Below are 25,486 nucleotides of genomic sequence, written 5' to 3' on the forward strand. Positions count from 1 at the left end.
GCGTCGGCCCCGGTCCAGGGAATCGCGGCCTGGATGCGGCACACCGCACGCAACAATGGGGGGAAACCGGTTCCGTGGGAGGGACGGGGAACCTCAGAATCCCTGTGAAGGAGGGAACAATATGAGTGAGATGGATAAAAACAAAAACAGTTTGCTCATGGTGATTATCACCTTGCTGGTTATCACCATCATCTTGTTGGTGGCGGTGATCGGCATGATGTTTGCCCAGAACAATGGCGACCAGCCTGTGTCGGGGAACCTGCCGACCAGCAGCCAGGAGGAGAGTTCCTCCAGTGAACCGGAGGAAAGCGACCCGGAGGAAGAGGAAGAATCCTCCTCGTCCTCTACCGTCAGTTCCTCCCGGCCGGTGAGCGGAGGGAGCACCACGCCGGTGAGCCGGCCCACTTATCCCACGCCCCCATCCTCCGCCCCCAGCAGTTCCAGCCAAGCCCCAGCACAGACGGTGCAGAACAAGCTGACCTACAACTCCAAGGGCACCTATGACGATTCCCAGATCTGCAAATCCCTCTCCATCGGCGCCAGCGGCGTCACCGTCAAAAACAAGACGGTCAAAGGGGATTTGACCATCCAAAGCGGAGTGGGCAAAAGCGGGACCGTCAAGCTGGAAAATGTGATCGTAGAAGGGAAACTCTATGTCTACGGCGGCGGGGAGATCGAACTGAAAGATGTGGTCGCCCCCAATATGACGGTGCAGCGCAGTTCCGATGGGTTCCACATCACGGCGACAGGCAATACCAAAATCAACAATACAGTCCTCAAAGCCCATGCCACCCTGGAAGAAAAAAGGTTGGCGGATGACGCGGAGGGCTTTATGCGGGTGACTTTGATGGAGTCCACCCAGATTTGGTACGAAGTCTCCATCAAAAATGCCGTGCTGACCGAGATTGCAGTTTATAGCCCCGCCAACATCAACCTGTCCAGCAACACCAAGGTGGGGACGGCTGTGGCGGCGGCAAACGTCCACTTTACCGGCAAAGGCCAGATCGGCACTATGCAGGTGAAGGCGGACCGGGTTTCCTACTCGGTGAAACCCAAGAAAATCCAGGTAAAAGGGGACTATGAAGAACCCAAACTGGGAGGCTATCCTATCGGCACACCAGAACCCGATGAAGGGGGAGGTGGCGGAAGCCATAAGCCTAGCAGTTCCAGTTCCTCCAGCTCCAGCAGCACCCCCACACCGGTGAAAACACCGGTGGCGATGCCTTCTGCCAGTGTGCCAGAGGCAAAATTGAAGAACGACAACAGCGCGGAGGTAGAAAGCTGGGCCTTTTCTTTCTCCATGTCCAATACAACGGGAGTGACCGGTTATGTGGTTACTCCTATTGTGGATGGCTCCCTGCTGACCGATAAGGCAAAAACACTTGGCGTCGGGGATCGGAGCGCGGTGTTTACCTCCAACGAAATCAATCCACAAAATACCATTGCTTACCAGGTGGTGGCCAAAGGCGACAGCGCTCAGAACCGCACCGACTCTGCACCGGGCACAAGCGCCACCTATCAGGTGGCTTTGCGGCTGTCTTATGACGGCGGTACCCAAAAGATCACCGCCCACAAAGGCCAGCTGGCTGGCAGCGGGACGTTGACGGTGAACCAGCACCGCAGCGACGGCTCAAAAACAAGCTATGAGCTGGCTGTTTTAGAGGATGGTTCCGCGGTGGTTGCCAGCAGCGATGGCGTTGCCAAACCCCTTACCCCCAGCGCCTATGTGCAGCTGGTGTATGGAAGCTATCAATCGCCACGCTACATCCTCCCCGATTGGAAGGTGCCGCAGCCTGTTAAGGTTAACGCCCCCATTGATGTCAAGCTATCAGCCATTCCCTTGGATGCCGATGGGAATATTGACGCTAAGAAAGATGCCCAGTTGACCATTACCCCGCCCAGTGATATTACAGGGATTGCCAGCTATCAGGTGACTGTTGTAAGCGGTGGCTCGCCCTTGAGCCCAACGTATACCATCGCAGCCGGCAGTGCGACCTGCAATATTCCACTGTCTGTGCTGAATGGGGTGGATGCCTTTAGTATTTCGGTGATCTCCAAAGGGGATGGAGACCTGAACTTGGACAGCGACCCAATTTCCACCCAAACATGGGATTTACGGCTGAAATTTGGGTATGATTCTGTTGCTAAGTGTATCAAAGCTGTTTGGAGTGGGATGAATACCCCTGCCCAATTGACAGTCACCGAAGATAAGGCGGATGCCCCTGGCCTTTATACGTTTAATTCTTTAAGTGAAAGTTTTGTAGAGCTCAAATGGGACAATACCGCCCTGGATTTGGGTGGCAAAACATGGCGGCTGACATTGACCGATGCAGCCGGATCCCACAATTCTCCCTGGTACACCTTGCCGGCAGAGTGGGTGGTGGATACTGCCAGCTCAACTTCACCGGAAGAGGTTCCTTCTTCGCAGGGTTCTTCTTCCAGTGAAGAATAGCCGATGGGTGAACCGGTTGAATATAGGATGAATCGCAAACCACCCCGGAGGCATGCCTCCGGGGTGGTTTGTTATCCCATAAGTTTACTGCTGCTGTGCCAGGCAGGCGAATGCCTCCCGCCCGGCGTAGCGGGCACGGCGGCCCAGGTGCTCCTCGATCCGCAAAAGCCGGTTGTATTTGGCGGTGCGGTCGCTTCGGCAGGGGGCGCCCGCTTTGATCTGCCCAGTGGCTGTCGCCACCGCCAAATCGGCGATAAAGCTGTCCTCCGTCTCTCCGGAACGGTGGGAGATCACCGCCCGGTATCCGGCGTTCTGGGCGATGGAGACCGCCTCCAATGTCTCGGTCAAGGTGCCGATTTGGTTGGGCTTGATCAGCGCGGCATTTGCCGCCTTCTTCTGGATACCTTGGCGGATGCGCCCTGGGTTGGTGACGAACAGATCATCCCCCACCAGCTGAACCCGGTCGCCGATGCGGCGGGTCAGCTCCTGCCAGGAGGGCCAGTCCTCCTCCCCCAAGGGATCTTCGATGGACACGACGGGGTAGCGGCGGGAGAGGTCGTCCCAATAGCTGATCAGCTCTTCGCAGGAAAGGGAACGGCCCTGCTTGGGCAAAGTGTACCCTTCGGCGGTTTTCCAGCCGGAGGCCGCGGCATCCAAGGCGATCATGAACTGCTTGCCAGGCTGGTAGCCGCAAAGGCTGATGGCCTCCAAAATCCACTGGATGGCCTCCTCGTTGCTGGCAAGGTCGGGGGCGAACCCGCCCTCATCCCCTACGGCAGTGGATTTGCCCCGGCTGCGCAGCAGGTCCCCCAGGGTGTGGTAGACCTCGCAGCTCCAGCGCAGGGCGTCCCGGTAACTGGGGGCGCCCACCGGGACAATCATGAATTCCTGGATGTCCAGGTTGTTGGAGGCGTGCAGCCCGCCGTTGATGATGTTGAGCAGGGGAACCGGCAGGGTGCGCTTATCACAACCGCCCAAAAATTGGTACAGAGATAGGCCGGTGGAGGCAGCCATGGCCCGGCTTGCGGCCAGGGAGACTGCCAGGATGGCGTTGGCCCCCAGGTTCCTTTTGTCCGCAGTGGCGTCCAGCACCCGCATGGCGTGGTCGATGGCGGGGATGTTGGATGCGTCCATCCCCACCAGGCCGTGGGCAATTTCCCGGTTGACCCCCAGGACGGCGGTCATCACCCCCTTGCCCTTCCAAAGCTTGTCCACATGGTCCCGCAGTTCCACTGCCTCCCGGCTGCCGGTGGACGCCCCCGAGGGCACCGAGGCCAGGCCCGCAGAGCCATCCTCCAAGGTGACAGCGCATTCCACTGTGGGGTTGCCCCGGCTGTCAATGATCTGCCGGGCGTGCACCGATGCGATCTGCTGCAAATATCCCATATTTCAATTCCTCCTATGTGACTTGGTAAACATGCAAACTTCCCCGTTATTCTATCCCAAATCCGGCGGGATTTGCGGCCGGCATCAAATTTCGCCGATTGTCAAAAAGATGCAGTGATGGACTGCCTTTTTTGGCACATACTAGAGGGGAAAGCGAGGGATTGGAGCAAAATTTACAATTCCACCTCGATTTTCCACCGGATTTGGAGTATGCTGAAAGCAGTGGAAATCCACCGAATTCCGGTGATTGAATAACGGAGGATAGTTTTATGAAACGTTTTGCAACCTTGGCTTTGGCCGTAGCGCTTGTATTGTCCGTCACCGCCTGTAGTTCCCGCGATGGGGATGGAAGCAGTTCTTCCTCCCTGCCGATGAGCTCTTCGGTCCCGGAGCCCAGCAGTTCTATGGATGAAGAGTCCTCCTCTTCCTCCCTGCCTATGGAGCCGGAGGGCAGCAGCGAAGCCGAGTCCGCCATGAGTACCGATTTGGAGCAAATCGGTACTCTGGACGGCACCAAGCTGGGCTGGGGGCCCGGCACCAACAAAGATGAGCGGGGGCGGCCCTATGGCGCCATCCAGTACCAGGAAAAATACGGCAAGTACAATGCCCACTACATTGCGCCGGACAGCCAAAACATCTACTTAACCTTTGACGAAGGGTATGAAAACGGCTATACCGAAAAGATTTTGGACGCCCTCAAAGAGAAGGACGCCCACGCGGTCTTCTTTGTCACCCTGCCCTATGTCAAACAAAACACCGCACTGGTGCAGCGGATGATCGACGAAGGACATATAGTAGGCAACCACAGCGACAAGCACCTTTCCTACCCCGACCTCTCCTTGGAGGATGCCCGTGCGGATGTGCTGCGGCTCCACGACTACATGAAGGAGAATTTTAACTACGAGATGACCCTTTTCCGCTTCCCTATGGGGGAATTCTGTGAAAAGGATTTGGCCCTCCTGCAGTCCATGGGTTACAAAACGGTGTTCTGGAGCTTCGCCTACCGGGATTGGGAGGTGGACAAGCAGATGGGCGCTGAGGCCGCCTTCCAGAAGGTGACCGAGAACCTCCACTTCGGTGAGATTATGCTGCTTCACGCCGTATCCAAGGACAATGCGGAAATTCTGCCCCGGCTGATTGACTACATCCGGGCCGAGGGGTATACCATAGCCGACTACGACGTGGATTACACCGTTCAGGATTCCCCAGCTGAGGAGTCCAGCAGCAAATAAACGGAAATGTCACCTGGGAAATAATACACAAATAATTTTCCACCAAACGGGGGGTACACTGACACTGTGCCCTCCGATTTTTGCTCCCACTGGGGAAAAACCGCGGATTTTGCGGTGGTAGAGCCGGTTTTTTTAAAGAAATCCATAGAAAAGCTTACAGGTACTTTACCTTCCTTTTACATACAAAAGGCACCGCCCAATGCTATAATGGGGTCGAACAATGGGAAAAGCCTGCGCTGTTTTGGCCAGAGGGTCAAAGGGGAGCGGCGCAAATACAACCGGTAACGGAGGAACACGATGGATATTTTTGGCGTCATCAGTCTGTTGGGCGGGTTGGCCCTCTTTTTGTACGGCATGAGCGTGCTGGGTTCCGGTCTGGAGAGGACCAGTGGCGGCCGCCTAGAAAAAACACTGGAAAAATTGACCAACAGCGTCCTCAAAAGCGTCCTGTTCGGCGCGGTAGTGACCGCTGCTGTACAGAGTTCATCCGCCACCACTGTCATTGTGGTGGGCCTGGTCAACTCCCGGATTTTGGGCCTGCGCCAAGCCATTGGGGTCATCATGGGGGCCAACATCGGCACCACCATCACCGCCCACATCCTGCGCTTGGCGGACCTTTCCGGCGGCGGGTTCCTGCTTCAGATGTTGAAACCTACCACCTTAGCCCCGCTGGTTGCGGTCATCGGCATTATTTTGTATATGACTGCCCGCAAAAGCAGCCATAAGGAGATCGGCCAGGTGATGCTGGGCTTCAGCATCCTGTTCACCGGCCTCTTCGCCATGGAGGCCGCAGTGGCCCCCCTCAAAGACGTGCCGGAGTTTACCGCCCTCTTTGCTAAGTTCCAGAACCCCATTTTAGGCGTGCTGGTGGGCGCAGTAGTGACAGGCATCATCCAGTCCTCTTCGGCCTCGGTGGGCATTCTGCAGGCGCTGAGTTCCACCGGTATGATCACCTATGCCTCCGCTTTTCCCATCATTATGGGCCAGAACATCGGCACCTGCGTCACTCCGCTGATCGCCAGCATCGGCGCTTCTAAAAACGCCAAGCGGACTGCGGTGGTTCACCTCTCCTTCAACGTCATCGGCACAATAGTGTTTTTGATTGGCACCTACACCATTCAGGCGCTGATCGGCTTCCCCTTCTGGCTTGACCCCATCGACAAGGGGGGCATCGCCAACTTCCACACATTGTTTAATGTGGTGGTTACCCTTCTCTTTTTGCCCTTCACGAAACAGTTGGAGAAATTGGCCTGCGCCATTGTCAAGGACTCCCCCGAGGATATGGACAGCGACGACGTCGCCCTCGAGCTGGACGAACGCTTTATGCGGTCCCCCGGCCTGGCCATCCAGCAAGGGAGGAAGATCATTGTAAAGATGGGCTTTTTGGCCAAGGAGAATTTTGTCTCCGCCATGGGCCTAATGCGCCACTACGACTCCAAAAAGGTGGAGCGGATCAATGAAGTGGAGGATATGCTGGACCGGATGGAGGACCGCCTGAGCGCCTATCTGTTGATGGTTTCCGCCCAGGAGCTGAGCGAGAAGGACAGCCGCGCGGTTTCCGAGCTGCTCCACGTAGTCAGCGAATACGAGCGGGTGGGCGACTATTCGGTCAATGTGATGGAAGCGGCTGAAACCATGTATCAGCGGGGCTCCAAATTCTCCAAGGCCGCCCAAGCGGAGATGGATACCATCGGTCAGGCGGTATATGAGATTTTGGACATTTCAGTCAGCGCCTTTGAGTCGGAGGACGTCCAGGTGGCCACCAACATTGAGCCCTTGGAGGAGGTCATCGACCTGATGGAGGAGACCCTGAAAGACCGGCACATTGAGCGGCTGCGTCAAGGCAAATGCACCCCCGACGCCGCTTTCCCCTTTGTAGAGGCCCTCTCCTGCCTGGAGCGGATTGCCGACCACTGTTCCAATGTGGGGACCTACATCATCAGCCATGAGGGCGAGAAAGACGGTGATTTCGACCGCCACGAGTACCTGCGGATGATACACAAAGGGGAAACCGAACACTACGCCGAACACTTTTCTGCCTATGAGAAAAAATACTACGACCGCATTGCCCTTGCGGAAGACTAATCCAATTGAGCCAAGGCCCCTTTGGCAGAGATGCCAAAGGGGCCATTTTGCACCCCAGGGGGAAAAGGGGCCCGCCTTCCAGTGGATTCCCCGCCGGGGGGACAGAAGGCGCAAACATCTGGCGCTAACTCCCTATAATCCGCAAACCTTTATGCCATTGGATCGAGAAAGCAGAACACCCCCGCTCAACAGCGGGGGTGTTCTGCCTGTGAGAATGTGATGGAGATTTATCGCGAAGAAGTAGTCTAGCAAATTTAGTTGTCATCATTTCCGGTGACGCTGCCAGTGGATTCCACTACCTCCACCCCGGAGAGGGAGGTGGTGCGGTTCGCGGTCAGCTGGGTGATTTTACAGCTTCCAGTGCCGGAAATCTCTGTGGGGGAATGGACGGTCATGGAATCCAAGCGGCAATGGGTAAAAGTCAGTGGAAGGAGGGTGCAGGTGGTGTCCGCAGGGACTTCCAATGCCTTGAGGCCGCCGTACCCGGAGGAGAGCATATTTTCAGTGATGGAGAGGTCGGTTTTCACCTGGGCCAATGCAATTTCGCTTTTTCCCCGGATAGTCAGCTCCACCTCCGTGTCTGGGGAGTCCACCACCATTTGGGCGGCCGTCACCCCGTTTAAGGTGATTTCCCCTCCGCCGTAGATGTATAGGGTGCCGCCGATGGAGACGTTTTTCAGATCCACAGGGCCTTCTCCCACCATGGAGTCGATGGTCAGGTCACCGGTGATGGCTTTGTTTTCCAGCTCCACCCGTTCGGCGGAGATGACGGCGGTGTCCAGCGTTTCCTCCCGGTCGTACTCCCCGCGGATCAAATACCGGTGGGAGGTGGTTCGCTGCACCGTGGGGAGCATATCGTCCCCCAATGCGGCATAGGTGGGCAGGCTGCACAGCAGCAGACCGGCCAACAGAAGAGCGGGCAATCGTCTCAACTCTGGATTCCTCCTTTTTGGTTGCTGTCCACAGAATACCCCCCTCCCCTGTTGGATGGGGGAAGGGAGTGTGATGATTTTATGAAAATTGCCACTACCCAATTGGCTGGGACTGTGTTATACTTGCTTTAGTTTATGAAAGCATCGGGGCGAGAGAGAAAGAGCCCCGGTTTTTACGAGGGGCCATTTTGGAGGAATCCCCACAGGGGCTTCTCCCGTGGGATGAGGTGCAGTATGAAAGAAAAATTGACGGCTTCCCAGATGATTTCCCTTTCATTTATGTTGTTCGCCATCTTTTTTGGCGCTGGAAACATGATCTTCCCCCCGGCGCTGGGCCAGCAGGCCGGGGACAAATACCTGTGGGGGATCATGGGATTTGTGGCCACCGACGTGGGGATCTCCCTATTGGGGATCATGGCGGTGGTGCGGGTCGGCTCCACCTTGGAGGATTTGGCCGGCCGGATCGGGCCCCGGTTTTCCGTCGGGTTTTCCCTGCTCATCTACCTGATGCTGGGGCCGTTGTTCGCCATGCCCCGGACCGGTGCAGTCTCCTTTGAGCTGGCGATGCTCCCCTTTTTGGGCGCCCTCCCCGTTTCTCCGGGAATGGGCTCCCTCCTGTTTACCCTGGCGTTTTTTGGGTGTTCCATCTTTTTGTCCCTCAACCCCTCCAAGGTAGTGGACATTGTGGGCAAGGTGCTCACCCCCATCCTTCTGTTGGCCATTGGGGCGTTGACGGTGGCGTCCATCCTCCACCCCCTGGGGGCCATTGTCCCCACCACAGGGCCCTATGCCGAAATCCCCTTTTTCAAGGGCCTGGTGGAGGGGTATTTGGCGCTGGACGGCTTTGCCTCGCTGATCTTCGCGGGGATTGTCATCAACTCCATGAAGGGGTACGGCATCACCGACAAAAAGCTGTTGCAGAAAAATACCTTCTGGGTGGGGCTTATCGCTTCCGCCGCATTGGCGCTGGTCTATGTGGCGCTGGGGTACATCGGGGCCAGCTGCTCCAGCCTTCCCCTCTTTGAGAACGGGGGTCAGCTGCTCACCATGGGCGCCCGGCAGCTGTTTGGCCCCTATGGGCAGATGATTTTGGGCCTGGCGGTGCTGTTCGCCTGCCTGACCACTTCCATCGGCCTGACCACTTCCTTCGCCGAGTATTTCCACAAGGCATTCCCACGGTTCACCTACCGCCAGGTGGTGGTAGCGGTCAACCTGTTTAGCTTCGCTGTATCCAATGTCGGCCTCTCCACCATGATCTATTACACCCTTCCGGTGCTGGTGACCTTGTATCCCGCTGTGGTGGTGATGATTGTCCTCTCCTACTTTCACGACGCCTTTGGCGGGCGCAAGCCGGTCTATCTGTGCGGGATGGGCTTTGCGCTGGCAGTGGGGGGGATCAGCGGCCTAGAAAGCTTAAAAATCACCCTGGGACCCATCACCGCCTTGGCGAAGATGCTCCCCTTCTATGATTTGGGGGTGGGATGGATTCTGCCGGCCATAGCGGGCTGCCTGTTAGGCCTTTTGATCCCCGCCAAACAGGAGGGGTAGCTGGAATTTTGCTGGGGATGGTTGCCCCGCCGGGCTGCGGGGCATACTCTCCCCAAAACGATGTATGAAAAGGAGAGTACCTATGCTGGAATACAAGTTTGACACCCAGCTCCTCATCGAGGGGGAAGCCCTTTCGGAGGACGCTATCCACGATTATATTGTGGCCAATATCCCCGGTGACTGCCTTTTGGTGGTGGGGGATGAAACGCTGATCAAAATCCACTTCCACACCAACGCCCCCTGGAAGGTGCTGGAGTATGGCGCCTCGCTGGGGGACATCCACGATGTGGTGGTAGAAAATATGGAGCGGCAGGAAAACGGCCTCCAGGGCTGATGCCCTCCCGCTAGGCCGTAAGATCCCCCAGGGGGCATTCCCCGGGGGATTTTTGCATCCCCTGACAGGCGCAGCGGTCGTGAACAATCTTAAAACAATTGGTGCTTTGGATTGTGAAAACCCAAAATTTGGGGTATACTATGGAACACAATCACTCTATGGGCAGCTGCCCAACTCGATGAACGGAGGCGTTTTCCTTGAACAACTGGCTGGACCGGCTGGAGCGGAGATATGGCCGCTACAAAATTCCGGATCTGATGCTCTATATCACCAGCACCATGCTGGTGCTCTACCTTTTTCAAAATGTATTGGGGCTGTTCCCGGTCAACCAATGGCTGTCCCTGGTGCCCTCCTTGGTGTTGCGGGGGCAGGTCTGGCGGCTGATCACCTTTGTGTTCCTGCCGCCCTCCTCCTCCATCCTCACCGTGCTGCTGATGCTGTACTTCTATTACTTTATCGGCAGTGCTCTGGAGAGCCATTGGGGATCCTTCCGGTTTAACGTCTACTACCTGTGTGGAGTGCTGGGGACCATCGTGGCGGCGATGATCACCGGCTATGCCACCAACAATTACCTGAACATGTCGCTGTTCCTCGCCTTTGCCGCCCTCTTCCCCGAGGAGGAGGTTCTGCTCTTCTTTGTCATCCCCATGAAGGTCAAGTATCTGGCTTATCTGGATTTGGGCTACTTTGCCATAGGGCTCCTGTTTGGGAGCTGGTCCATGCGGGCAGCCGCAGTGGCCTCCCTGATCAACTTCTTCCTGTTCTTTGGGCCGGATTACCTGCGCCGGGAGCGGGAGCGGCGGAAGTTCAAGGCGGTCCGGGATAATTTTCGCCGGCAGATGAACGATGACCGCCGGGGCTGGTAACTCGGTGAAAAAAGGCCGGGCGCCTCAAAGCGCCCGGCCTTTTTGTGTGGTTCAGTTGTGGGCAGCTCCCTCCTGCTGGACAGGGTGGGCATCCTCTTTTTCAATGGAGTGGGAGAGGAAAAGGGAAGCCTTGGCACAAGCCGGGCCAACCATTTCATACAGCACACCGGAAGAGAGGATGATGGTGGAGAGCATAAGGCCGGTCTCGGGGGAGAGGAGCCGCTGCCCCAGCACCGCCAAGCCGATGGAGACGCCGGCCTGGGGGATCAGTGCCAAGCCCAGGTAATTGCGGATGTTGGCAGAGTAACCGCAGATCCGCGCCCCGGCGTAAGTGCCGGTGTATTTGCCCAGGATGCGGATGAAGAAGTAAAATATGCCGATGACCCCGGCTGTCGCCAGGGAGGGCAGGTTGAGACGCATGCCCGACAGGACGAAGAACATGAGAAGGATGGGCGGGGTGAAGCTGTTTACCTGGGTGAATACCCGGTCGTTGTCGCTGACGTTGGTGTAAACAGCGCCCAGGGCCATGCAGGAGAGCAGGGGCGAAATGTCAAAGCAGGTGCAAAAGCCGGTGATGAACAAGAGGATCGCAGTGGTGAGGATCAGCCGGTGGTCAGAGGAACGGCGCTCGTTGTCGATCAGACGGTGCAGGACATAGCCTAAGGCCCCGCCGGCGATAACGGTGACCGCGTTGAGGATGACCGGCAGAATCACTACGCCAAAATCCAAGGCTTTGGAACTGTCCTCCATGGCGCTGACCACGGCGGCGCAGACACTGAAGGCGATGAGGGCCACAGCGTCATCCAAGGCCACCACCTGGAGGATGGTGTTTACAAACTCCCCTTTGGCTTGGTACTGGCGGATGGTCATGATGGTGGACGCGGGTGCAGTGGCCGACCCGATGGCCCCCAGCAAGAGGCAGAAGGGCATGGGCAGGTGGAAAATCAAAGCCATGGAGGCGGTGACCAGCACGGCGGCAGCCAACGATTCAAACAGGGTGAGGATGACGATTTTGCTCCCGCTGGTGCGCAGGGTGGACAGTTTGAAATACCGCCCCACTCCAAAGGCGATGAAGGCGAGGGCCACATCGGTGACAAACTCCATGTGCTCTACAATCTCGCCGGGGATCAGGTCCAATACGTAGGGCCCGATCAGCACGCCGGACAGGATGTAGCCGGTGACGTTGGGCAGGCGCAGTTTTTTGGTGATCCGGGTGATGACAAACCCGGCGAATAGAATGATCGACAGGCCAAGAATGACTTGGGCGGACGCGTTGGTAATGGACGACAGATGGAACATGATGTCGGGGCTCCTTTCGATGGTGTTTGAGGTGTTCTGGCCTTGTAGAAGATCGGGCGATTCCTCGGTCACGGGGGGAGGAAGGAGGCAAAAAAACGAGCCTCCCTGTATAGGAAAAAACAAACCTAGATAGCAGTTTTAACGGTTTTTTGTTTGCACGATCTTGATTTACTGTTGATTATAACGGTCAACTGTGCTAATATCAAATAATAATTGATTGGGTTTTTATAAATTAAATTTATAATCCTTCCTTAAAAGGAGTAATTCCTATGATTGATACCAAAATCCGCACCCTGTTGACCCTGGTCAATGTGGGAAGCTATACCCGTGCGGCGGAAGAACTCCACCTGACCCAGCCGGCGGTGAGCAACCACATCCGCCAGCTGGAAAAGGAGTTTTCAATAAAAATTTTTTATCCGGATAAAAAAGAGCTTAAAATCACCCCTGAAGGGGAGATTTTGGTGAAGTATGCTCGGCGGATTATGGCTTTATACAACACCGCCCGCCAGGTGATCGACGATTCCAGGCGGCAGCTGACCCACCTCTCCATCGGCATGACCCGCACCGCCGGTGAGAATATCATGCCCCAGGTCATCGCCGCCTACTGCGCTGAACACCCGGGCACACAAATAAATATTTATACCGATTCTATAAAAAATCTTTATAATAGGCTCCGCTCCTTCGAGCTGGATATGGCGGTTGTGGAGGGGGTTTTGCCCGATGACGAGTTCCAGTCGGTGCTGCTGGACACCGATTTCCTCTGTGTCATCGCCTCCCCCAAACACCCCTTTGCCAAACGGCAGAGCGTCTCCCTGCAGGAGCTCAAAGAGGAGAATATGATCCTGCGCTCCAGCTCGGCTGGCACCCGGCAGCTGTTTGACAACTACCTGTACAACCAGTCGGAGAACATCAAAAACTTCCATGTGATCATGGAGGTGGACAATGTGGCCATGATCAAGGATCTGGTGGCCCTCAATATGGGGGTCTCTATCATCGCACGCAGCGCCTGCCGCCAGGAGGAGGCCCAGGGCCGCCTGGCTGTGGTGCCCATCGAGAACGCCCGGATGACCCGGGACATCGTCATGGTCTATCAAAAGGACTTTTCCCATCTGGAGCTGTTGGAGGAGCTGTGCAAACTGTATTCGCGGCTTTCCTGGCCCGCCAGTGCCACCGATTGAGCGGGGCTCCCGCCCGCAGGGCTGGAAGGCCGTGTAGAAGGAGCGCCCCTTTTGAAAGAAGCACTGTGACCCACAGAGGGGAAAGATTGTGCGGTCTTGCTTTTTTGATAAGTGGTAAAAGAAAAGGAGCGGCGCATGGCAGATGCCATGCGCCGCTCCCCCTTTGATGTTCACGCCGGACGCCCCTCTTCAAAAGGCCGGCACCAAGGGATGGCTATAGCGGGGCTCCAGCGCCCTCCTGCTGGAAAAGCAGTTCGCCCCGGTCTAAAATCTCATGGGCAAAGCTGCCAGGGCAGCGGCAGAGAACGTCCCACTCCTCAGGGGTGTAGACTAAAAGGCCAAAGGTAACTGGACAATCTACAGCCAAGTACAGCCGCCGCTCCAGCTCCACCGGGTCGGCGACTTGTGTCACCACGCAGAACTTGAACCCCACCGTCTCCCCCTGGTCGGAGATCCGGTGCTTGTACAGGTAGACCAGCTTGGGCCGGACTGTGGCCAGAAGGTGCTGGAGGGCCGCTTCTATCTTTGGGCATTGCTGCTCCATGTCAAAATCCCTCCCGTCAATTCTACGGTGTAGCATGCCCAAAAATGGGGCAAAATATGGGCAGCAGGGCAAATCTTTCCGCCCGCTGGGGGCAATTTTCGGAAAAATCCCTTGGGAACTATTGTTGGACACAGAAAATTAAGAATATAATACCCAAAGTCGTTTGACAAAGCAAGAGACGAAGGGTAAAATGTTAATGTTAATCTAAAATGGGTTTTCATATGCAATGATAGTCCTGCAAATAACATACAGAGGTGAAATGAATGGGGCTTTTTGATAAGCTGTTTGGTACCTACTCACAGCGAGAGCTGAAACATATATATCCCATCCGGGACAAGGTGCTGGCTCTAGACGAGACCTACGCCGCCATGAGCGATGCGGACTTGCGGGCCATGACCCCTAAACTGAAAGACCGGCTGGCTGCCGGTGAAACGCTGGACGACATTCTGCCCGACGCTTTCGCCGTCTGCCGGGAAGCGGCCCAGCGGGTGCTGGGGATGAAACACTACCCGGTGCAGATCATCGGCGGCATCGTGCTCCACCAGGGGCGCATCGCCGAGATGAAGACCGGTGAAGGCAAGACCTTGGTGGCCACCCTGCCCGCCTACCTGAACGGCCTTTCCGGCAAGGGCGTCCACATTGTCACCGTCAACGACTACCTGGCCAAGCGGGACAGCGAATGGATGGGCAAGCTGTACAACTACCTGGGGCTTTCGGTGGGCCTGATCATCAGCGGCATGGACAACGCCGCCAAGAAAAAGGCCTATGCCTGTGATATCATCTACGGCACCAACAACGAGTTCGGGTTTGACTACCTGCGGGACAACATGGTCACCTACAAGGAGAACCAGGTCCAGCGGGGCCATGCCTACGCCATTGTGGACGAGGTGGACTCCATCCTCATCGACGAGGCCAGAACCCCCTTGATCATCTCCGGCCAGGGGGATAAATCTACCGACCTGTACGAGATCGCCGACAAGTTTGCCCGCACCCTGACCATGACCAAGGTCAAGGAGCTGGACGACAAACAGGACAACGACGACATCGAAGGCGACTATATTGTGGATGAAAAGGCCCGCACCTGCACCCTCACCCCCGAGGGCGTGCGCAAGGCTGAAAAATACTTCAACCTGGAAAACCTGACCGACCCGGAGAACATGACCATCTCCCACCACATCAACCAGGCCATCCGGGCCCACGGCATTATGAAGCGGGACATCGACTATGTGGTCAAGGACGGCGAGGTCATCATTGTGGACGAGTTCACCGGCCGCTTGATGATCGGCCGCCGGTACAATGAGGGCCTGCACCAAGCCATCGAGGCCAAGGAAGGGGTCACCGTGGCCCGGGAGTCCAAAACCCTGGCTACCATCACCTTCCAGAACTATTTCCGCATGTACAAGAAGCTGGCCGGCATGACCGGTACCGCCCTCACCGAGGAGAACGAGTTCCGGGAGATCTATAAGCTGGACGTCATTGAGATCCCCACCAACCGCCCCATCCAGCGGATCGACATGGAGGACGTGATCTACAAGACTGAGGATGGCAAGTTCAACGCGGTCATCGAGCAGATCATCGAGTGCCACAACATCGGCCAGCCAGTGCTGGTGGGCACCGTATCCATTGAAAAATCCGAGCACCTGTCCTCCATGCTGCGCCGCCGGGGCATCAAGCACGAGGTGCTCAACGCCAAGTACCATGAAAAAGAGGCGGAGATTGTCGCCCAGGCCGGTAAATTCGGCGCGGTGACCATCGCCACCAACATGGCCGGCCGCGGCACCGACATCATGTTGGGCGGTAACGCCGAGTACTTGGCCAAAGCAGACCTGCGCAAACTGGATTACAGCGATGAATTGATCGCTGAGGCGGAGGGCTACTCCAACACCGACGACGAGGAGATCCTCGCCGCCCGGGAGAAATTCCGGGAACTGTTGGCCAAACACAAAGAGGAGATCAAAGGCGAGGCCGAAAAGGTCCGGGATGCGGGCGGACTGTTCATCATCGGCACCGAGCGCCACGAATCCCGCCGGATCGACAACCAGCTGCGGGGCCGTTCCGGCCGGCAGGGCGACCCGGGCAAGACCCGGTTCTTCCTCTCCCTGGAAGACGACCTGATGCGCCTCTTCGGCGGCGACCGGATCCAGAACCTGATGGACACCCTGAAGATTGAGGACGACATGCCCATCGAGGCCAAACTCCTCTCCGGCACCATCGAAAGCGCCCAGAGCAAGGTGGAAGGCCGCAACTTCGCCATCCGCAAAAATGTGCTCCAGTTCGACGACGTCATGAACCGCCAGCGGGAGATTATCTACGGCCAGCGGGAAAAGGTGCTGGACGGCGAAGACTTGGGAGAGATTATCTCCAAAATGGTGGACGACGTGGTCAGCGAAGGGGTGGCACGGTACCTGCCCGAAGGGGTGGAACACAAGGATTGGAACCTCTCCGGCCTGCGGGAATACTTCCGCGGCTGGATCACCACCGAGGACGACCTGCGGTTTGACGACGAGGCCCTCCAGAAGACCAGCCGGGAGGAGATCACCCAGCAGCTGACCGAAAAAGCCCATGAGCTCTATGCCAGCCGGGAGGAGAAGTTCTCCAGCAATATCATGCGGGAGCTGGAGCGGATCATCCTCTTGAAAAACGTGGACTCCAAGTGGATGGATCACATTGACGCCATGGATGAGCTGAAGAAGGGCATCTACCTGCGCTCCTACGGCCAGAAGGACCCGGTTGTGGAGTACCGCATTGAGGGCTTTGAGATGTTCGACGAGCTGATCGCCTCCATCCGGGAAGATACTGTCAAGATGCTGCTCACCGTACAAATCCGCACCAGCGAGCCCCCAAAACGGGAACAGGTGGCAAAACCCTTGACCACCAACCAAGGGGATGGCACGGTGAAATCCACCCCGGCCAAGAAGGGCCACAAGGTGGGGCGCAACGATCCCTGCCCCTGCGGCAGCGGTAAGAAATACAAAAAATGCTGCGGCAAGGATGAGTAATCCCAGCCTAACACAGGTGTGAGAAAAGCGGAGCTGTTTTATGCAGCTCCGCTTTTTTTCATGGTGGAGGTATGGGTTTCTTTTGCCCCCTTTCCTTATCTTGAGAGAGGGGAGGGGTGAAACCCTGCCTGGATTTCAGGGAAACCTGGCCCCAAAGGGGTGCGCGGTTTTTATGTCCCCCCTTTCTTGTCCCGAGAGAGGGGAGGGGTGAAACCCTGCCTGGATTTCGGAGAAACCTGATCCCAAAGCGGGTGCGCGGTTTCTTTTGTCCTCCTTTTCTTTTCCCCAAAGAAAAGGAGGGAAGGTTGAAAAATCGGCCTTCTGCGTGTAGAATGGAGGATGTACATGAAATCCCAGACGATGAGGAGGACAATTATGGATAAAATGATGGAGAAAACCGCCGCGTACATCGACGCCCACCGGCAGGAAATGCTGGATTTGTGGGAAGAACTGGTGATGATTGAAAGCGGCAGTCAGCAGAAGGCCGGGGTGGATAAAGTCTGCGCCCGCCTGAAAGAGGAGATGGAAAAGGCCGGGGTCAAGACCCGGGTGGAGGAGATGGAAAAGGCTGGGAACTCCTTGATCGGATTGTGGGGAGAGGGCCGGCCGGAGAAACCCCTTCTGTTCCTGGGCCATATGGACACGGTATTCAATGAGGACGGTGTCACCAAAGAACGCCCCTTTACCATCAAGGACGGCATGGCTTACGGCCCCGGCGTGCTGGATATGAAGTCCGGCCTGATTATTGGCCTCTACGCCATGAAGGCACTGAAAGAAGCAGGCTATGACCAGCGGCCCATCAAGTTCCTCTACACCGGCGACGAGGAGCCCGGCCATGTCAACTCCACCGGCACCCAGCTTCACCTGGACGAGTGCGAAGGGGCGATGGCCGCCCTCAATTTTGAGACCGGCTATCCCCACGACGGCATCGTGGTGGAGCGCAAAGGCTCGGCCAACTTCACCGTAGAGGTGGAGGGGGTGGCCGCCCATGCGGGCAACTCCCCGGAAAAAGGCCGCAGCGCCATCCTGGAAATGGCCCACAAGATCATCGAGCTCCAGGCCCTCAATGATTTTGAGAAGGGTACCACCGTCAATGTGGGCCTCATCACCGGCGGCACCGTGGTCAATGCCGTTCCCAATTGCTGCACGGTAAAGGTCGATGTGCGATATGTCACCATGGATGCCCTAGAGGAGCTGCGGCCTAAGGTGGAGGCCATCTGCGCCAAAACTTTTGTGGACGGCACCAAAACTACCCTCACCTGGGAAAGGGCCGCCACTCCCATGCCCTGCAGCGAAGGCAATATGAAACTGCTGGAGGTTTTAAAGGCCACTGCCGAGGAGATCGGCTATCCCGGCCAGCTCTCCGCCCACAAGGTGGGAGGCTGGTCCGATTCCTGCATTGTCGCTTCCAAGGGGATCCCGGTGGTGGACGCCCTGGGCACCAAGGGTTCCTGGAACCACGCCCCCAATGAGTATGCCGAGGTGGAGTCCCTCTTTACCAGGGCCAAACTGGCAGCGGCGTTTGTCATCAACCTGAAAGACGACATCCAGTAGGCCAATGGAAAAACGGGAATTGGACGCCGTCAACATCGGGGAGAAGATCCAGGCATACCGGCAGCAGAAGGGGCTCAACATCAAGGAGCTCTCCCGGCTGGTGGGGATTTCCCCCTCAATGCTCAGCCAGATGGAGCGCAACCTAGCCAACCCCTCCATCAACACGTTAAAAGCCCTCTCCGCCGCGCTGGAGACCCCCCTCTATTACTTTTTTATGGGGGAGAGCCACAAAGAGGAAGTGGTGGTCCGCCCCCAGGACCGGAAGACTGTCGTCACCCCCCAGATCACCGAAGGGTCGTACCGTCTGCTGACCCCCGATGCCTCGGGGGAACTCTCCTTTTATGAAATGTACCTATCCCCTTTCCACGGCTCCACCGACCGCTCCATGGTCAGTGAGAGCGAGAAGGTCTGCCTGGTACAGGCCGGGGAGGTCACCCTGTTTATGGACGACCAGGAGTACCATCTCCTGCCGGGGGACAGTGCCCGCATCCCTCCCCGCAGCCGCCACGGGTGGCTGAACCGGGGGAAGGAGGAGGCCCGGGTGGTCATCGCCACAGCGGCCCCCTTGCTGTAGACAACGAGAAAAAGCCCCCCTACTTAGCCTTGGCGGCGGTGGGGGAGCTTTTTGCGTATTGGAAAGGGGGCTTTCCCGCGGTTTAGGTCTGGACAGCTCTGGTTTTGTTGAGGGAACTACCCGGCCCCTTAGGGGAGTTGCCGACAGAGAGAGGGAAATGGAGCCATCCGCCAGGGCACACATTGGGACATCGGGCTTTCCCTTTTCCTGGAAGGCAGATTGCACAGAAGGAAAACACCAAATTTGACGAAACCAACATAGATTTAATGTGATTTAATTTGAACGTAAAAACGTAAGAATGGGTGCAGTCGGTTTGTTCCCAGAAAACATACAAAGTTGGTGCATTCTGTCAGCGGAGTATGGACAGAGGCCGGGAAAATGCAGCAGAATCCCCTGTCGAAAAAGAGAGAATCTCGTTCAAGGGCAAAAAACTGCCAAAACCATCCAGCTATGCAGGGCGGAGGGGAAGTAGTAGAGAAAAAGGAACCGTCGGTTTAAACAGGGAATATCGCTGAAATTGGAAGAAAACAGTCGAATTTGACAACGAATGGAAGGGCCGGGGGATAGATTCCCCTTGCGCCCTTGACAAGTCAAAAATATCGTGTAGAATAGAATTAAATTATTAAATTTCATTGAATTTAATAGGCTAAAAACCATTCATGGAAAGGGGAAACATGATGAAAAAGCTAACAGAAATTCGTTGGCATGGCAGAGGCGGACAGGGCGCTAAGACCGCGTCTCTCCTGCTGGCAGACGTTGCTTTCAGCACCGGTCTTTACATCCAGGGCTTCCCAGAGTACGGCCCGGAGAGAATGGGCGCGCCCATCACCGCCTACAACCGCCTCTCCAATGAGCCCATCCGCGTACACTCCAACATTTACGAGCCCGACTACGTGGTGGTTGTGGATGAGACCCTGCTGGACTCTGTCGACGTCACCGCTGGCCTGAAACCGGAGGGCGGTATCGTCATCAACTCCGCCAAAGACCCCGCCGAGCTGCGCGCCAAGCTGAAGGGCTACACCGGCAAGGTGTATACCATCGACGCCAAGAAGATCTCCATCGAGTGCATCGGCAGAAACATGCCCAACACCCCCATGCTGGCTGCTGCGGTGAAAGCGAGCGGCTTCATGGATGAGAAGCTGTTCCTGGAGAACATGGAAGCTTCCTTCAAACACAAATTCGCTTCCAAACCCGAAGTCATCGCGGGCAATATGAAGGCCCTCGAAGTCTCCCTGAAGGAGGTTCAGTGCAATGGCTAAAGAAAATTTGATGAAAGATATCCACGAAAAGAGCGCCTACGCCGAGCTCACCCCCGGTGGTGACATCTACGGTTCCGGCAACTCCCGCTTCTTCAACACCGGCGAGTGGAGAACCGCTACCCCCGTGTTCGTTCCTGAAAACTGCAAACAGTGCCTCTTGTGCGTACCGGTCTGCCCCGACAGCGCTATCCCGGTGGTAGACGGCAAGAGAGGGGACTTTGATTATGACCACTGCAAAGGCTGCGGCATCTGCTTCAAAGTCTGCCCCTTCAAGGCAATTACCTTTAACAAAGACTAAGGAGGAGAGAACATGGCAATCAGAGAGAGATTATCGGGCAACGAGGCGGTCTCCTATGCCATCCGGCAGGTAAACCCCGATGTTATGCCCGCATTCCCCATCACCCCTTCCACCGAGATTCCACAGTTTATCTCCCAGTATGTCGCCAACGGCCAGATCGACACCATCTTTGTCCCCGTTGAGTCGGAGCACAGCGCAATGTCCGCTTCCATCGGCTCCGAGGCCGCCGGCGCCAGAACCATCACCGCCACCTCTTCCTGTGGTTTGGCCCTGATGTGGGAGATGCTGTATGTGGCCGCTTCCTGCCGCCTGCCCATCGTGCTGGCTTGCATCAACCGCGCCCTGTCCGGCCCCATCAACATCAACAACGACCATTCCGACTCCATGGGCGCCCGGGATGCCGGCTGGATCCAGATCTATGCTGAGAACGCCCAGGAGGCCTACGACAACTACATCATGAGCTTCCGCATCGGTGAGCACAAAGACGTTCTGCTGCCGGTTATGGCCTGCCAGGACGGCTTTATCACCAGCCACGCTGTGGACAACATCACCCTGTTGGAGGATGAGAAGGTCAAGGCGTTTGTCGGCGAGTACAAGCCGGAGAAATGCCTCCTGAACCCCGCCGAGGCCCTGTCTGTCGGCCCCTACGACACCGTCCATTACTACATGGAGCATAAAAAACAGCAGGCTGTCGCCATGCACAACGCCAAGAAGGTCATCCTGGACGTCGCCAAGGAATACGAGGAGCTGACCGGCCGCAAATACGGCTTCATCGAGGAGTACAAGATGGAAGATGCCGAGTATGCCATGGTCATCATCGGCTCCTCTGCCGGCACTGCTAAGGACGCTGTGGATGAGCTCAGAGCCCAGGGCGTCAAAGCCGGCCTGATCAAAGTCCGCGTGTACCGCCCCTTCCCCGGCGAGGAGATCGCCGCCGCCCTGAAGAACGTCAAGGCTGTGGCTATCATGGACAAGGCGGAGAGCTTCTCCGACATCGGCGGCCCCTTGGGCGCTGACGTCCGCGCTTCTATGTTCGGCGTCTGCAACAATGTGAAGGCCATCAACTTTGTCTACGGCCTGGGCGGCCGCGACGTGAAGGTGGACGACATCAAGTGCGCCTTCGGCAAGCTGGAAGAGGTTGTCAAAACCGATGCAATCCCCACAGGTTACCAGTACCTGGGAGTAAGAGAATAAGGAGGCGACAGGCATGGCTTACAACTTTAAAGAAGAGATGAGCAAACCCGAGCGTCTGTCGGGCGGCCACAGATTGTGTGCCGGCTGTGGCGCCGGTATCGCCGTAAGAGGTGTGCTTCGTGCGCTGGACGCCGATGAAAAAGCGGTTATCACCAGCGCCACCGGATGCCTGGAGGTATCCACCTGCATGTATCCCTATACCTCTTGGAACGATTCCTTTATCCACGCGGCGTTTGAGAACTCCGGCGCCACCTGCAGCGGTGTGGAATCCGCCTACCGCGCGCTGACCCAGAGAGGCAAGCTGAACGAGAAATATAAATTCATCGCCTTCGGCGGTGACGGCGGCACCTACGACATCGGCTTCCAGTCCCTGTCCGGCGCCATGGAGCGCGGCCACGATATGGTGTATGTCTGCTACGACAACGAAGCATACATGAACACCGGTATCCAGAGAGCCTCCTCCACCCCCAAATATGCCGAGACCACCACTTCTGCCGTGGGCAAATGCAGCCCTGGTAAGGCCCAGTCCCGCAAAGACCTGGCTGCGGTGATCGCCGCCCACGACATCCCCTATGTGGCCCAGACCACCTTTATCGGCAACTTCAAAGACCTGCATGAGAAGGCTTACAAGGCCATCCACACCCCTGGTGCGGCTTTCCTGAACGTCATGGCTCCCTGCCCCAGAGGTTGGAGATACCCCTCTGAGGACATGATGACCGTCTGCAAGATGGCTGTAGAGACCTGCTTCTGGCCTCTGTTTGAGGTGGAGAACGGCGTTTGGAAGCTGTCCTACCGTCCCAAGAACAAGCTGCCCATTGAGGAGTTCCTGAAGCTCCAGGGCCGGTTCAGACACCTGTTCAAACCCGGCAACGAAGCTCTGATCGCCGAGATCCAGAAGGATGTTGACGAGAAGTGGGCCCAGCTGCTGAAAAAATGTGGCGAAGAGCTGTAACTGCAAATAGGATACTACCCAACCGTTTCCCAATGGAGAAAAAGGGCCAGGCTTTTGCCTGGCCCTTTTGTTCTATTATGGGGAAACGCTGATTGGGGGGATAGAAAGAGCCCGGCAACAATTGCCGGGCTCTTTCTTGTTAGCCTTCGATGGAAATGTACTGGCTGGATTCGATGGCCTTGGGCTGTTTCTTGGGGACAGACAGCTTCAAGATGCCGTCCTCAAATTTGGCGCGGATCTCTTCTTGGGAGATGCCGTCCCCCACATAGAAGGTGCGGCAGCACTGGCCGGTGTAACGCTCTTGACGGATGTAACGGCCTTCTTTGTCGGTCTCATCTTTATCAAGACCCTTGGATGCGCTGATGGTTAGGTAACCATTTTTCAGCTGGGCCTGAATGTCCTCTTTCTTAAAACCAGGCAGGTCGATGGCCAGCTCATAGCTGGAATCGGTCTCCCGTACATCGGTTTTCATCAAGTTCTTGGCGTGTTTGCCATACAGAGGGTTGCGTTCCCCAAAAAAGGTTTTTTCAATGGGGGATTCAAACCAATCATCAAACAAGTTTTCTCCAAAGATGCTAGGCAACATACTTCATTCCTCCTATTCACGATGGATATTGCCTGCCAGGGGGGACCTTTCTGGGCCCCTTTCCTTGGTACGCCTTTAGAATACCACTGGGATTTAGCACTGTCAACACTAGAGTGCTAAAATTAACATTTTCCTCAAAAATTGTTTTCATTTCATGCAATAAGAGACAAGAGGGCCTAGGCGCAGCAAAAGGGCACCCGTAGAAACGGGTGCCCTTTTGCCTTTTAGACTACTGGCTCTATATGACGTGACAGCCAATCCCGATAGACGGCCAGCTGCTGGGGGGTGTGGAAAAAGTGCTCCCCGCCTTCCAGAACCTGCAAATCGCAGGAGAACCGCCGGGCAAAGGCATGCACCACCTCCGGCTCGCTTAGGGTATCCTGGGAGCTGCACAGGATGGCAGTCGGGGCATCCCACTGGTCGATGGGATGGCCCTTTACATAACGGTAATAGTCCCAATACAGGGTTTGACCCATGGGGGTGGGAATTTCCCCCTCTGCTTCCAGCTGCTGGGGGGTGACCTGGAACCAGCCCATCATATTCCCGATGAGCCGCTCCATATCCACCACTGGGGAAAGGAACAGGGCCTGCTCCAAGGGGAATCCCCGGCAGGCGAGGAGGCCGAAATATGCTCCTAAGCTGCACCCGAATAGCCGGATGTGGGAGGCCAGGGTTTGGGCGTAGGCCATGACCTGAACCAGTTCCGGGACACAGGTCTGCGCCTTACACAGGGCGGGATGGCCTTGGCGGTCCCCATGCTCCGGGAGGTCGAAACTGAGGACCCGGTAGCCTTTGGGCACTGCCTCCCGGGCCAGCAGGGCGATGACCTCATCCCCTTTGTGGGAGCCGCTGCCGTGGACCGCCACAATCAGCTGGCTGGAGGGGGCACCCCACAGGAGGGCGGGGATTTCCCCGATAAAAATAGGGGTTGTGTCCATAAAATATCCTCCTTTCGAGGACAAAGAAAGGCAGGGATTCCCCCGCCAGGTGGAATTACCAAGAGGGTTCCTCCCCACCTGCTGCCAGCAGGAAAATGGGGTTCTGCGCCATCAAAAGATGGCTGCTGCCCAGGAGTTTGGCCCGGCTCACCCCGATTTGGACCCACTCTGCGCCGGATAAGCCCAGCCGGGTGAGGAGGGTTGTTCCCTGGGCGAGGGTCTCCAGAGTCACAGCGCTGATTGCCACCCGGCACCGGGGGTTTTTTTCAAGCACAGCCTCCAGAATCCCTTGCAGCTCCCCTTTGGAGCCGCCTACAAACACCGCGTCAGGCGGGGGGAGGGGTTTCAAAGAACCCGGCGCCCGGCCAGGAACCACCTCCATGTTGTAAGCGCCGAAGCGCTCCCGGTTGGCGGCGATCAGCTCCAGGGCGGCGGGATTTTCCTCTATAGCGTAGATCCTGCCCCAGTGGGCGGCAAGGGACATTTCTACCGAAACCGACCCGGTGCCCGCCCCCACGTCGTAGGCGACGCTGTGGGGGGAAAGGCGCAGCTTGGAGAGGATAACCGCCCGCACCTCCGCCTTGGTCATGGGGACTTCTCCCCGCAGAAAGGCGCTGTCGGGGATGCCAAAAGAGCCAAATTCCCGCCGGAAGGACGGTTTTTGCCGCCGGGCGAGGAGGGCGCTTAAAGAGGGGAACGGCCGATGGGCGATCTCTTTGGCTGTGGCGGTGACCACTTCTTCTTCCGGGTAAGAGAGGTTGGATGCCACCGTCACTAGGGTGTCCCCCAGGCCCGCCCGGCAGAACTCCCCGCAGATGGCGCCGGGGGTCCACTTCCCCCCAGTGAGGTAAAAAACCGATGGATGGTTGAGCAGCGGGGCGAGGACGTCTGTATCCACCCCATGGGCGCTGACCAGGCAAAATTCCTGCCAGGGAATCCCCAGCCGGGCCGCGAGGGCCTGCACCGTGGAGATGCCGGGAAGCACCTCTACTGGGATGCCGTGCTCCTCCAACAAGGGGAGGAGCTGCCGCGCACCGCTGTAAAAGCCGGTGTCGCCGCTGTAGGCCACCACTGCCCGGCGGCATCCGGGGTGGCTTTGGAGGAAGGAGAGAATCTCCCCTGGGGCATAGGTAGCGACCCGCTCCCCGCAGAAGCCGGGGATGCTATCCAGCACTCGCCTGGCCCCCAGAAGGACATCCGCTTCCCCCAGGGCGGCTTGGGCTTTGGTGGTCAGGGAGCCATTCCCCATGCCGACGCCCAACAGTGTTACTTTCAT

21 protein-coding genes are annotated in these 25,486 nt (G+C 57.0%); 14 read left to right on the plus strand and 7 right to left on the minus strand.

Features of this window, described 5'->3' with window-relative positions:
• Positions 1-121 precede the first annotated feature (121 nt).
• A complete protein-coding gene (locus RDQ42_RS03670; RefSeq protein ID WP_231357945.1) occupies positions 122-2,452 on the plus strand; it encodes a hypothetical protein in 2,331 nt (776 codons plus the stop codon).
• An 84-nt stretch (positions 2,453-2,536) separates the two neighbouring features.
• On the opposite strand, the gene eno is transcribed toward RDQ42_RS03670, so the two are convergent.
• On the minus strand, positions 2,537-3,838 hold the full coding sequence (gene eno, locus RDQ42_RS03675) for a phosphopyruvate hydratase (protein ID WP_231357946.1): 1,302 nt from the start codon (positions 3,836-3,838) through the stop codon (positions 2,537-2,539).
• A 269-nt stretch (positions 3,839-4,107) separates the two neighbouring features.
• Here eno and RDQ42_RS03680 point away from each other — a divergent pair, with 269 nt between their 5' ends.
• Positions 4,108-5,070, plus strand: coding sequence for a polysaccharide deacetylase family protein (locus RDQ42_RS03680; RefSeq protein WP_231357947.1), 963 nt, complete (start codon positions 4,108-4,110; stop codon positions 5,068-5,070).
• A gap of 297 nt (positions 5,071-5,367) precedes the next feature.
• Positions 5,368-7,155 carry a Na/Pi cotransporter family protein gene (locus tag RDQ42_RS03685; RefSeq protein ID WP_071427533.1) on the plus strand — a complete coding sequence of 596 codons (1,788 nt, stop codon included), beginning with the start codon at positions 5,368-5,370 and terminating at the stop codon, positions 7,153-7,155.
• Positions 7,156-7,409: 254 nt separating this feature from the next.
• Here RDQ42_RS03685 and RDQ42_RS03690 read toward each other — a convergent pair whose 3' ends face one another.
• Positions 7,410-8,087: a hypothetical protein gene (locus tag RDQ42_RS03690; protein ID WP_143117178.1), complete on the minus strand. Its 678-nt coding sequence runs from the start codon at positions 8,085-8,087 to the stop codon at positions 7,410-7,412.
• A gap of 234 nt (positions 8,088-8,321) precedes the next feature.
• Between RDQ42_RS03690 and brnQ the strand changes: the two genes are divergently transcribed.
• From brnQ to RDQ42_RS03705, 3 genes are all read left to right on the plus strand, one after another.
• Positions 8,322-9,635 carry a branched-chain amino acid transport system II carrier protein gene (gene brnQ / locus RDQ42_RS03695; RefSeq protein ID WP_071427535.1) on the plus strand — a complete coding sequence of 438 codons (1,314 nt, stop codon included), beginning with the start codon at positions 8,322-8,324 and terminating at the stop codon, positions 9,633-9,635.
• An 82-nt stretch (positions 9,636-9,717) separates the two neighbouring features.
• The gene (locus RDQ42_RS03700) at positions 9,718-9,969 is read left to right on the plus strand and encodes a kinase to dihydroxyacetone kinase (protein ID WP_054331843.1); all 252 of its coding nucleotides are present in this window, start codon (positions 9,718-9,720) and stop codon (positions 9,967-9,969) included.
• A 197-nt stretch (positions 9,970-10,166) separates the two neighbouring features.
• Positions 10,167-10,835 carry a rhomboid family intramembrane serine protease gene (locus tag RDQ42_RS03705; RefSeq protein WP_231357953.1) on the plus strand — a complete coding sequence of 223 codons (669 nt, stop codon included), beginning with the start codon at positions 10,167-10,169 and terminating at the stop codon, positions 10,833-10,835.
• Between the two features lie 51 nt (positions 10,836-10,886).
• Here RDQ42_RS03705 and RDQ42_RS03710 read toward each other — a convergent pair whose 3' ends face one another.
• Positions 10,887-12,134 (minus strand): cation:proton antiporter, encoded by a 1,248-nt coding sequence (locus RDQ42_RS03710; RefSeq protein ID WP_269215243.1) that lies wholly within the window; start codon positions 12,132-12,134, stop codon positions 10,887-10,889.
• Between the two features lie 269 nt (positions 12,135-12,403).
• Between RDQ42_RS03710 and RDQ42_RS03715 the strand changes: the two genes are divergently transcribed.
• A complete protein-coding gene (locus RDQ42_RS03715; protein WP_054331842.1) occupies positions 12,404-13,312 on the plus strand; it encodes a LysR family transcriptional regulator in 909 nt (302 codons plus the stop codon).
• Positions 13,313-13,526: 214 nt separating this feature from the next.
• Here the strand turns inward: RDQ42_RS03715 and RDQ42_RS03720 are convergent, their stop codons facing one another.
• Positions 13,527-13,856, minus strand: a complete 330-nt coding sequence (locus tag RDQ42_RS03720; protein WP_054331841.1) for a hypothetical protein — start codon at positions 13,854-13,856, stop codon at positions 13,527-13,529.
• A 263-nt stretch (positions 13,857-14,119) separates the two neighbouring features.
• Between RDQ42_RS03720 and secA the strand changes: the two genes are divergently transcribed.
• The 7 genes from secA (at position 14,120) to RDQ42_RS03755 (ending at position 22,686) form a co-directional block, all read left to right on the plus strand.
• Positions 14,120-16,855, plus strand: coding sequence for a preprotein translocase subunit SecA (secA, locus tag RDQ42_RS03725; RefSeq protein WP_071427537.1), 2,736 nt, complete (start codon positions 14,120-14,122; stop codon positions 16,853-16,855).
• Between the two features lie 375 nt (positions 16,856-17,230).
• Complete coding sequence (locus RDQ42_RS03730; RefSeq protein ID WP_054331261.1) at positions 17,231-18,409, plus strand: M20 family metallopeptidase; 1,179 nt, start codon at positions 17,231-17,233, stop codon at positions 18,407-18,409.
• 4 nt (positions 18,410-18,413) lie between these two features.
• On the plus strand, positions 18,414-18,983 hold the full coding sequence (locus tag RDQ42_RS03735) for an XRE family transcriptional regulator (protein ID WP_054331262.1): 570 nt from the start codon (positions 18,414-18,416) through the stop codon (positions 18,981-18,983).
• A 677-nt stretch (positions 18,984-19,660) separates the two neighbouring features.
• Positions 19,661-20,242 carry a 2-oxoacid:acceptor oxidoreductase family protein gene (locus tag RDQ42_RS03740; protein ID WP_054331263.1) on the plus strand — a complete coding sequence of 194 codons (582 nt, stop codon included), beginning with the start codon at positions 19,661-19,663 and terminating at the stop codon, positions 20,240-20,242.
• Positions 20,235-20,540, plus strand: a complete 306-nt coding sequence (locus tag RDQ42_RS03745; RefSeq protein WP_231357954.1) for a 4Fe-4S dicluster domain-containing protein — start codon at positions 20,235-20,237, stop codon at positions 20,538-20,540. The genes RDQ42_RS03740 and RDQ42_RS03745 overlap by 8 nt, the downstream gene beginning before the upstream one ends.
• A 12-nt stretch (positions 20,541-20,552) precedes the next feature.
• Entirely contained in the window at positions 20,553-21,734 is a 1,182-nt protein-coding gene (gene porA, locus RDQ42_RS03750) for a pyruvate ferredoxin oxidoreductase (protein ID WP_231357955.1), read from the plus strand.
• Positions 21,735-21,747: 13 nt separating this feature from the next.
• On the plus strand, positions 21,748-22,686 hold the full coding sequence (locus RDQ42_RS03755; RefSeq protein ID WP_054331266.1) for a thiamine pyrophosphate-dependent enzyme: 939 nt from the start codon (positions 21,748-21,750) through the stop codon (positions 22,684-22,686).
• A gap of 139 nt (positions 22,687-22,825) precedes the next feature.
• On the opposite strand, the gene RDQ42_RS03760 is transcribed toward RDQ42_RS03755, so the two are convergent.
• The 3 genes from RDQ42_RS03760 to cbiE form a co-directional block, all read right to left on the minus strand.
• A complete protein-coding gene (locus RDQ42_RS03760) occupies positions 22,826-23,272 on the minus strand; it encodes an Hsp20/alpha crystallin family protein (RefSeq protein ID WP_054331267.1) in 447 nt (148 codons plus the stop codon).
• A 224-nt stretch (positions 23,273-23,496) separates the two neighbouring features.
• A complete protein-coding gene (locus RDQ42_RS03765; RefSeq protein WP_231357956.1) occupies positions 23,497-24,210 on the minus strand; it encodes a carboxylesterase in 714 nt (237 codons plus the stop codon).
• 55 nt (positions 24,211-24,265) lie between these two features.
• Positions 24,266-25,486 (minus strand): precorrin-6y C5,15-methyltransferase (decarboxylating) subunit CbiE, encoded by a 1,221-nt coding sequence (gene cbiE, locus RDQ42_RS03770; RefSeq protein ID WP_308588316.1) that lies wholly within the window; start codon positions 25,484-25,486, stop codon positions 24,266-24,268.

Origin of the sequence: uncultured Merdimmobilis sp. (assembly GCF_902471145.1) — a bacterium.
GTDB classification, from domain to species: Bacteria; Bacillota; Clostridia; order Oscillospirales; family Ruminococcaceae; genus Merdimmobilis; species Merdimmobilis hominis.

Bases quoted from the DNA above. Each gene is read 5' to 3' on its own strand.
- eno (WP_231357946.1), bottom strand. From the start codon at position 3,838: ATGGGATATTTGCAGCAGATCGCATCGGTGCACGCCCGGCAGATCATT.
- RDQ42_RS03720 (WP_054331841.1), bottom strand. From the start codon at position 13,856: ATGGAGCAGCAATGCCCAAAGATAGAAGCGGCCCTCCAGCACCTTCTG.
- RDQ42_RS03755 (WP_054331266.1), top strand. From the start codon at position 21,748: ATGGCTTACAACTTTAAAGAAGAGATGAGCAAACCCGAGCGTCTGTCG.
- RDQ42_RS03670 (WP_231357945.1), top strand. From the start codon at position 122: ATGAGTGAGATGGATAAAAACAAAAACAGTTTGCTCATGGTGATTATC.
- brnQ (WP_071427535.1), top strand. From the start codon at position 8,322: ATGAAAGAAAAATTGACGGCTTCCCAGATGATTTCCCTTTCATTTATG.
- RDQ42_RS03715 (WP_054331842.1), top strand. From the start codon at position 12,404: ATGATTGATACCAAAATCCGCACCCTGTTGACCCTGGTCAATGTGGGA.
- RDQ42_RS03760 (WP_054331267.1), bottom strand. From the start codon at position 23,272: ATGTTGCCTAGCATCTTTGGAGAAAACTTGTTTGATGATTGGTTTGAA.
- RDQ42_RS03745 (WP_231357954.1), top strand. From the start codon at position 20,235: ATGGCTAAAGAAAATTTGATGAAAGATATCCACGAAAAGAGCGCCTAC.
- RDQ42_RS03735 (WP_054331262.1), top strand. From the start codon at position 18,414: ATGGAAAAACGGGAATTGGACGCCGTCAACATCGGGGAGAAGATCCAG.
- RDQ42_RS03685 (WP_071427533.1), top strand. From the start codon at position 5,368: ATGGATATTTTTGGCGTCATCAGTCTGTTGGGCGGGTTGGCCCTCTTT.
- RDQ42_RS03740 (WP_054331263.1), top strand. From the start codon at position 19,661: ATGAAAAAGCTAACAGAAATTCGTTGGCATGGCAGAGGCGGACAGGGC.
- RDQ42_RS03700 (WP_054331843.1), top strand. From the start codon at position 9,718: ATGCTGGAATACAAGTTTGACACCCAGCTCCTCATCGAGGGGGAAGCC.
- RDQ42_RS03710 (WP_269215243.1), bottom strand. From the start codon at position 12,134: ATGTTCCATCTGTCGTCCATTACCAACGCGTCCGCCCAAGTCATTCTT.
- cbiE (WP_308588316.1), bottom strand. From the start codon at position 25,486: ATGAAAGTAACACTGTTGGGCGTCGGCATGGGGAATGGCTCCCTGACC.
- RDQ42_RS03680 (WP_231357947.1), top strand. From the start codon at position 4,108: ATGAAACGTTTTGCAACCTTGGCTTTGGCCGTAGCGCTTGTATTGTCC.
- RDQ42_RS03730 (WP_054331261.1), top strand. From the start codon at position 17,231: ATGGATAAAATGATGGAGAAAACCGCCGCGTACATCGACGCCCACCGG.
- secA (WP_071427537.1), top strand. From the start codon at position 14,120: ATGGGGCTTTTTGATAAGCTGTTTGGTACCTACTCACAGCGAGAGCTG.
- porA (WP_231357955.1), top strand. From the start codon at position 20,553: ATGGCAATCAGAGAGAGATTATCGGGCAACGAGGCGGTCTCCTATGCC.
- RDQ42_RS03765 (WP_231357956.1), bottom strand. From the start codon at position 24,210: ATGGACACAACCCCTATTTTTATCGGGGAAATCCCCGCCCTCCTGTGG.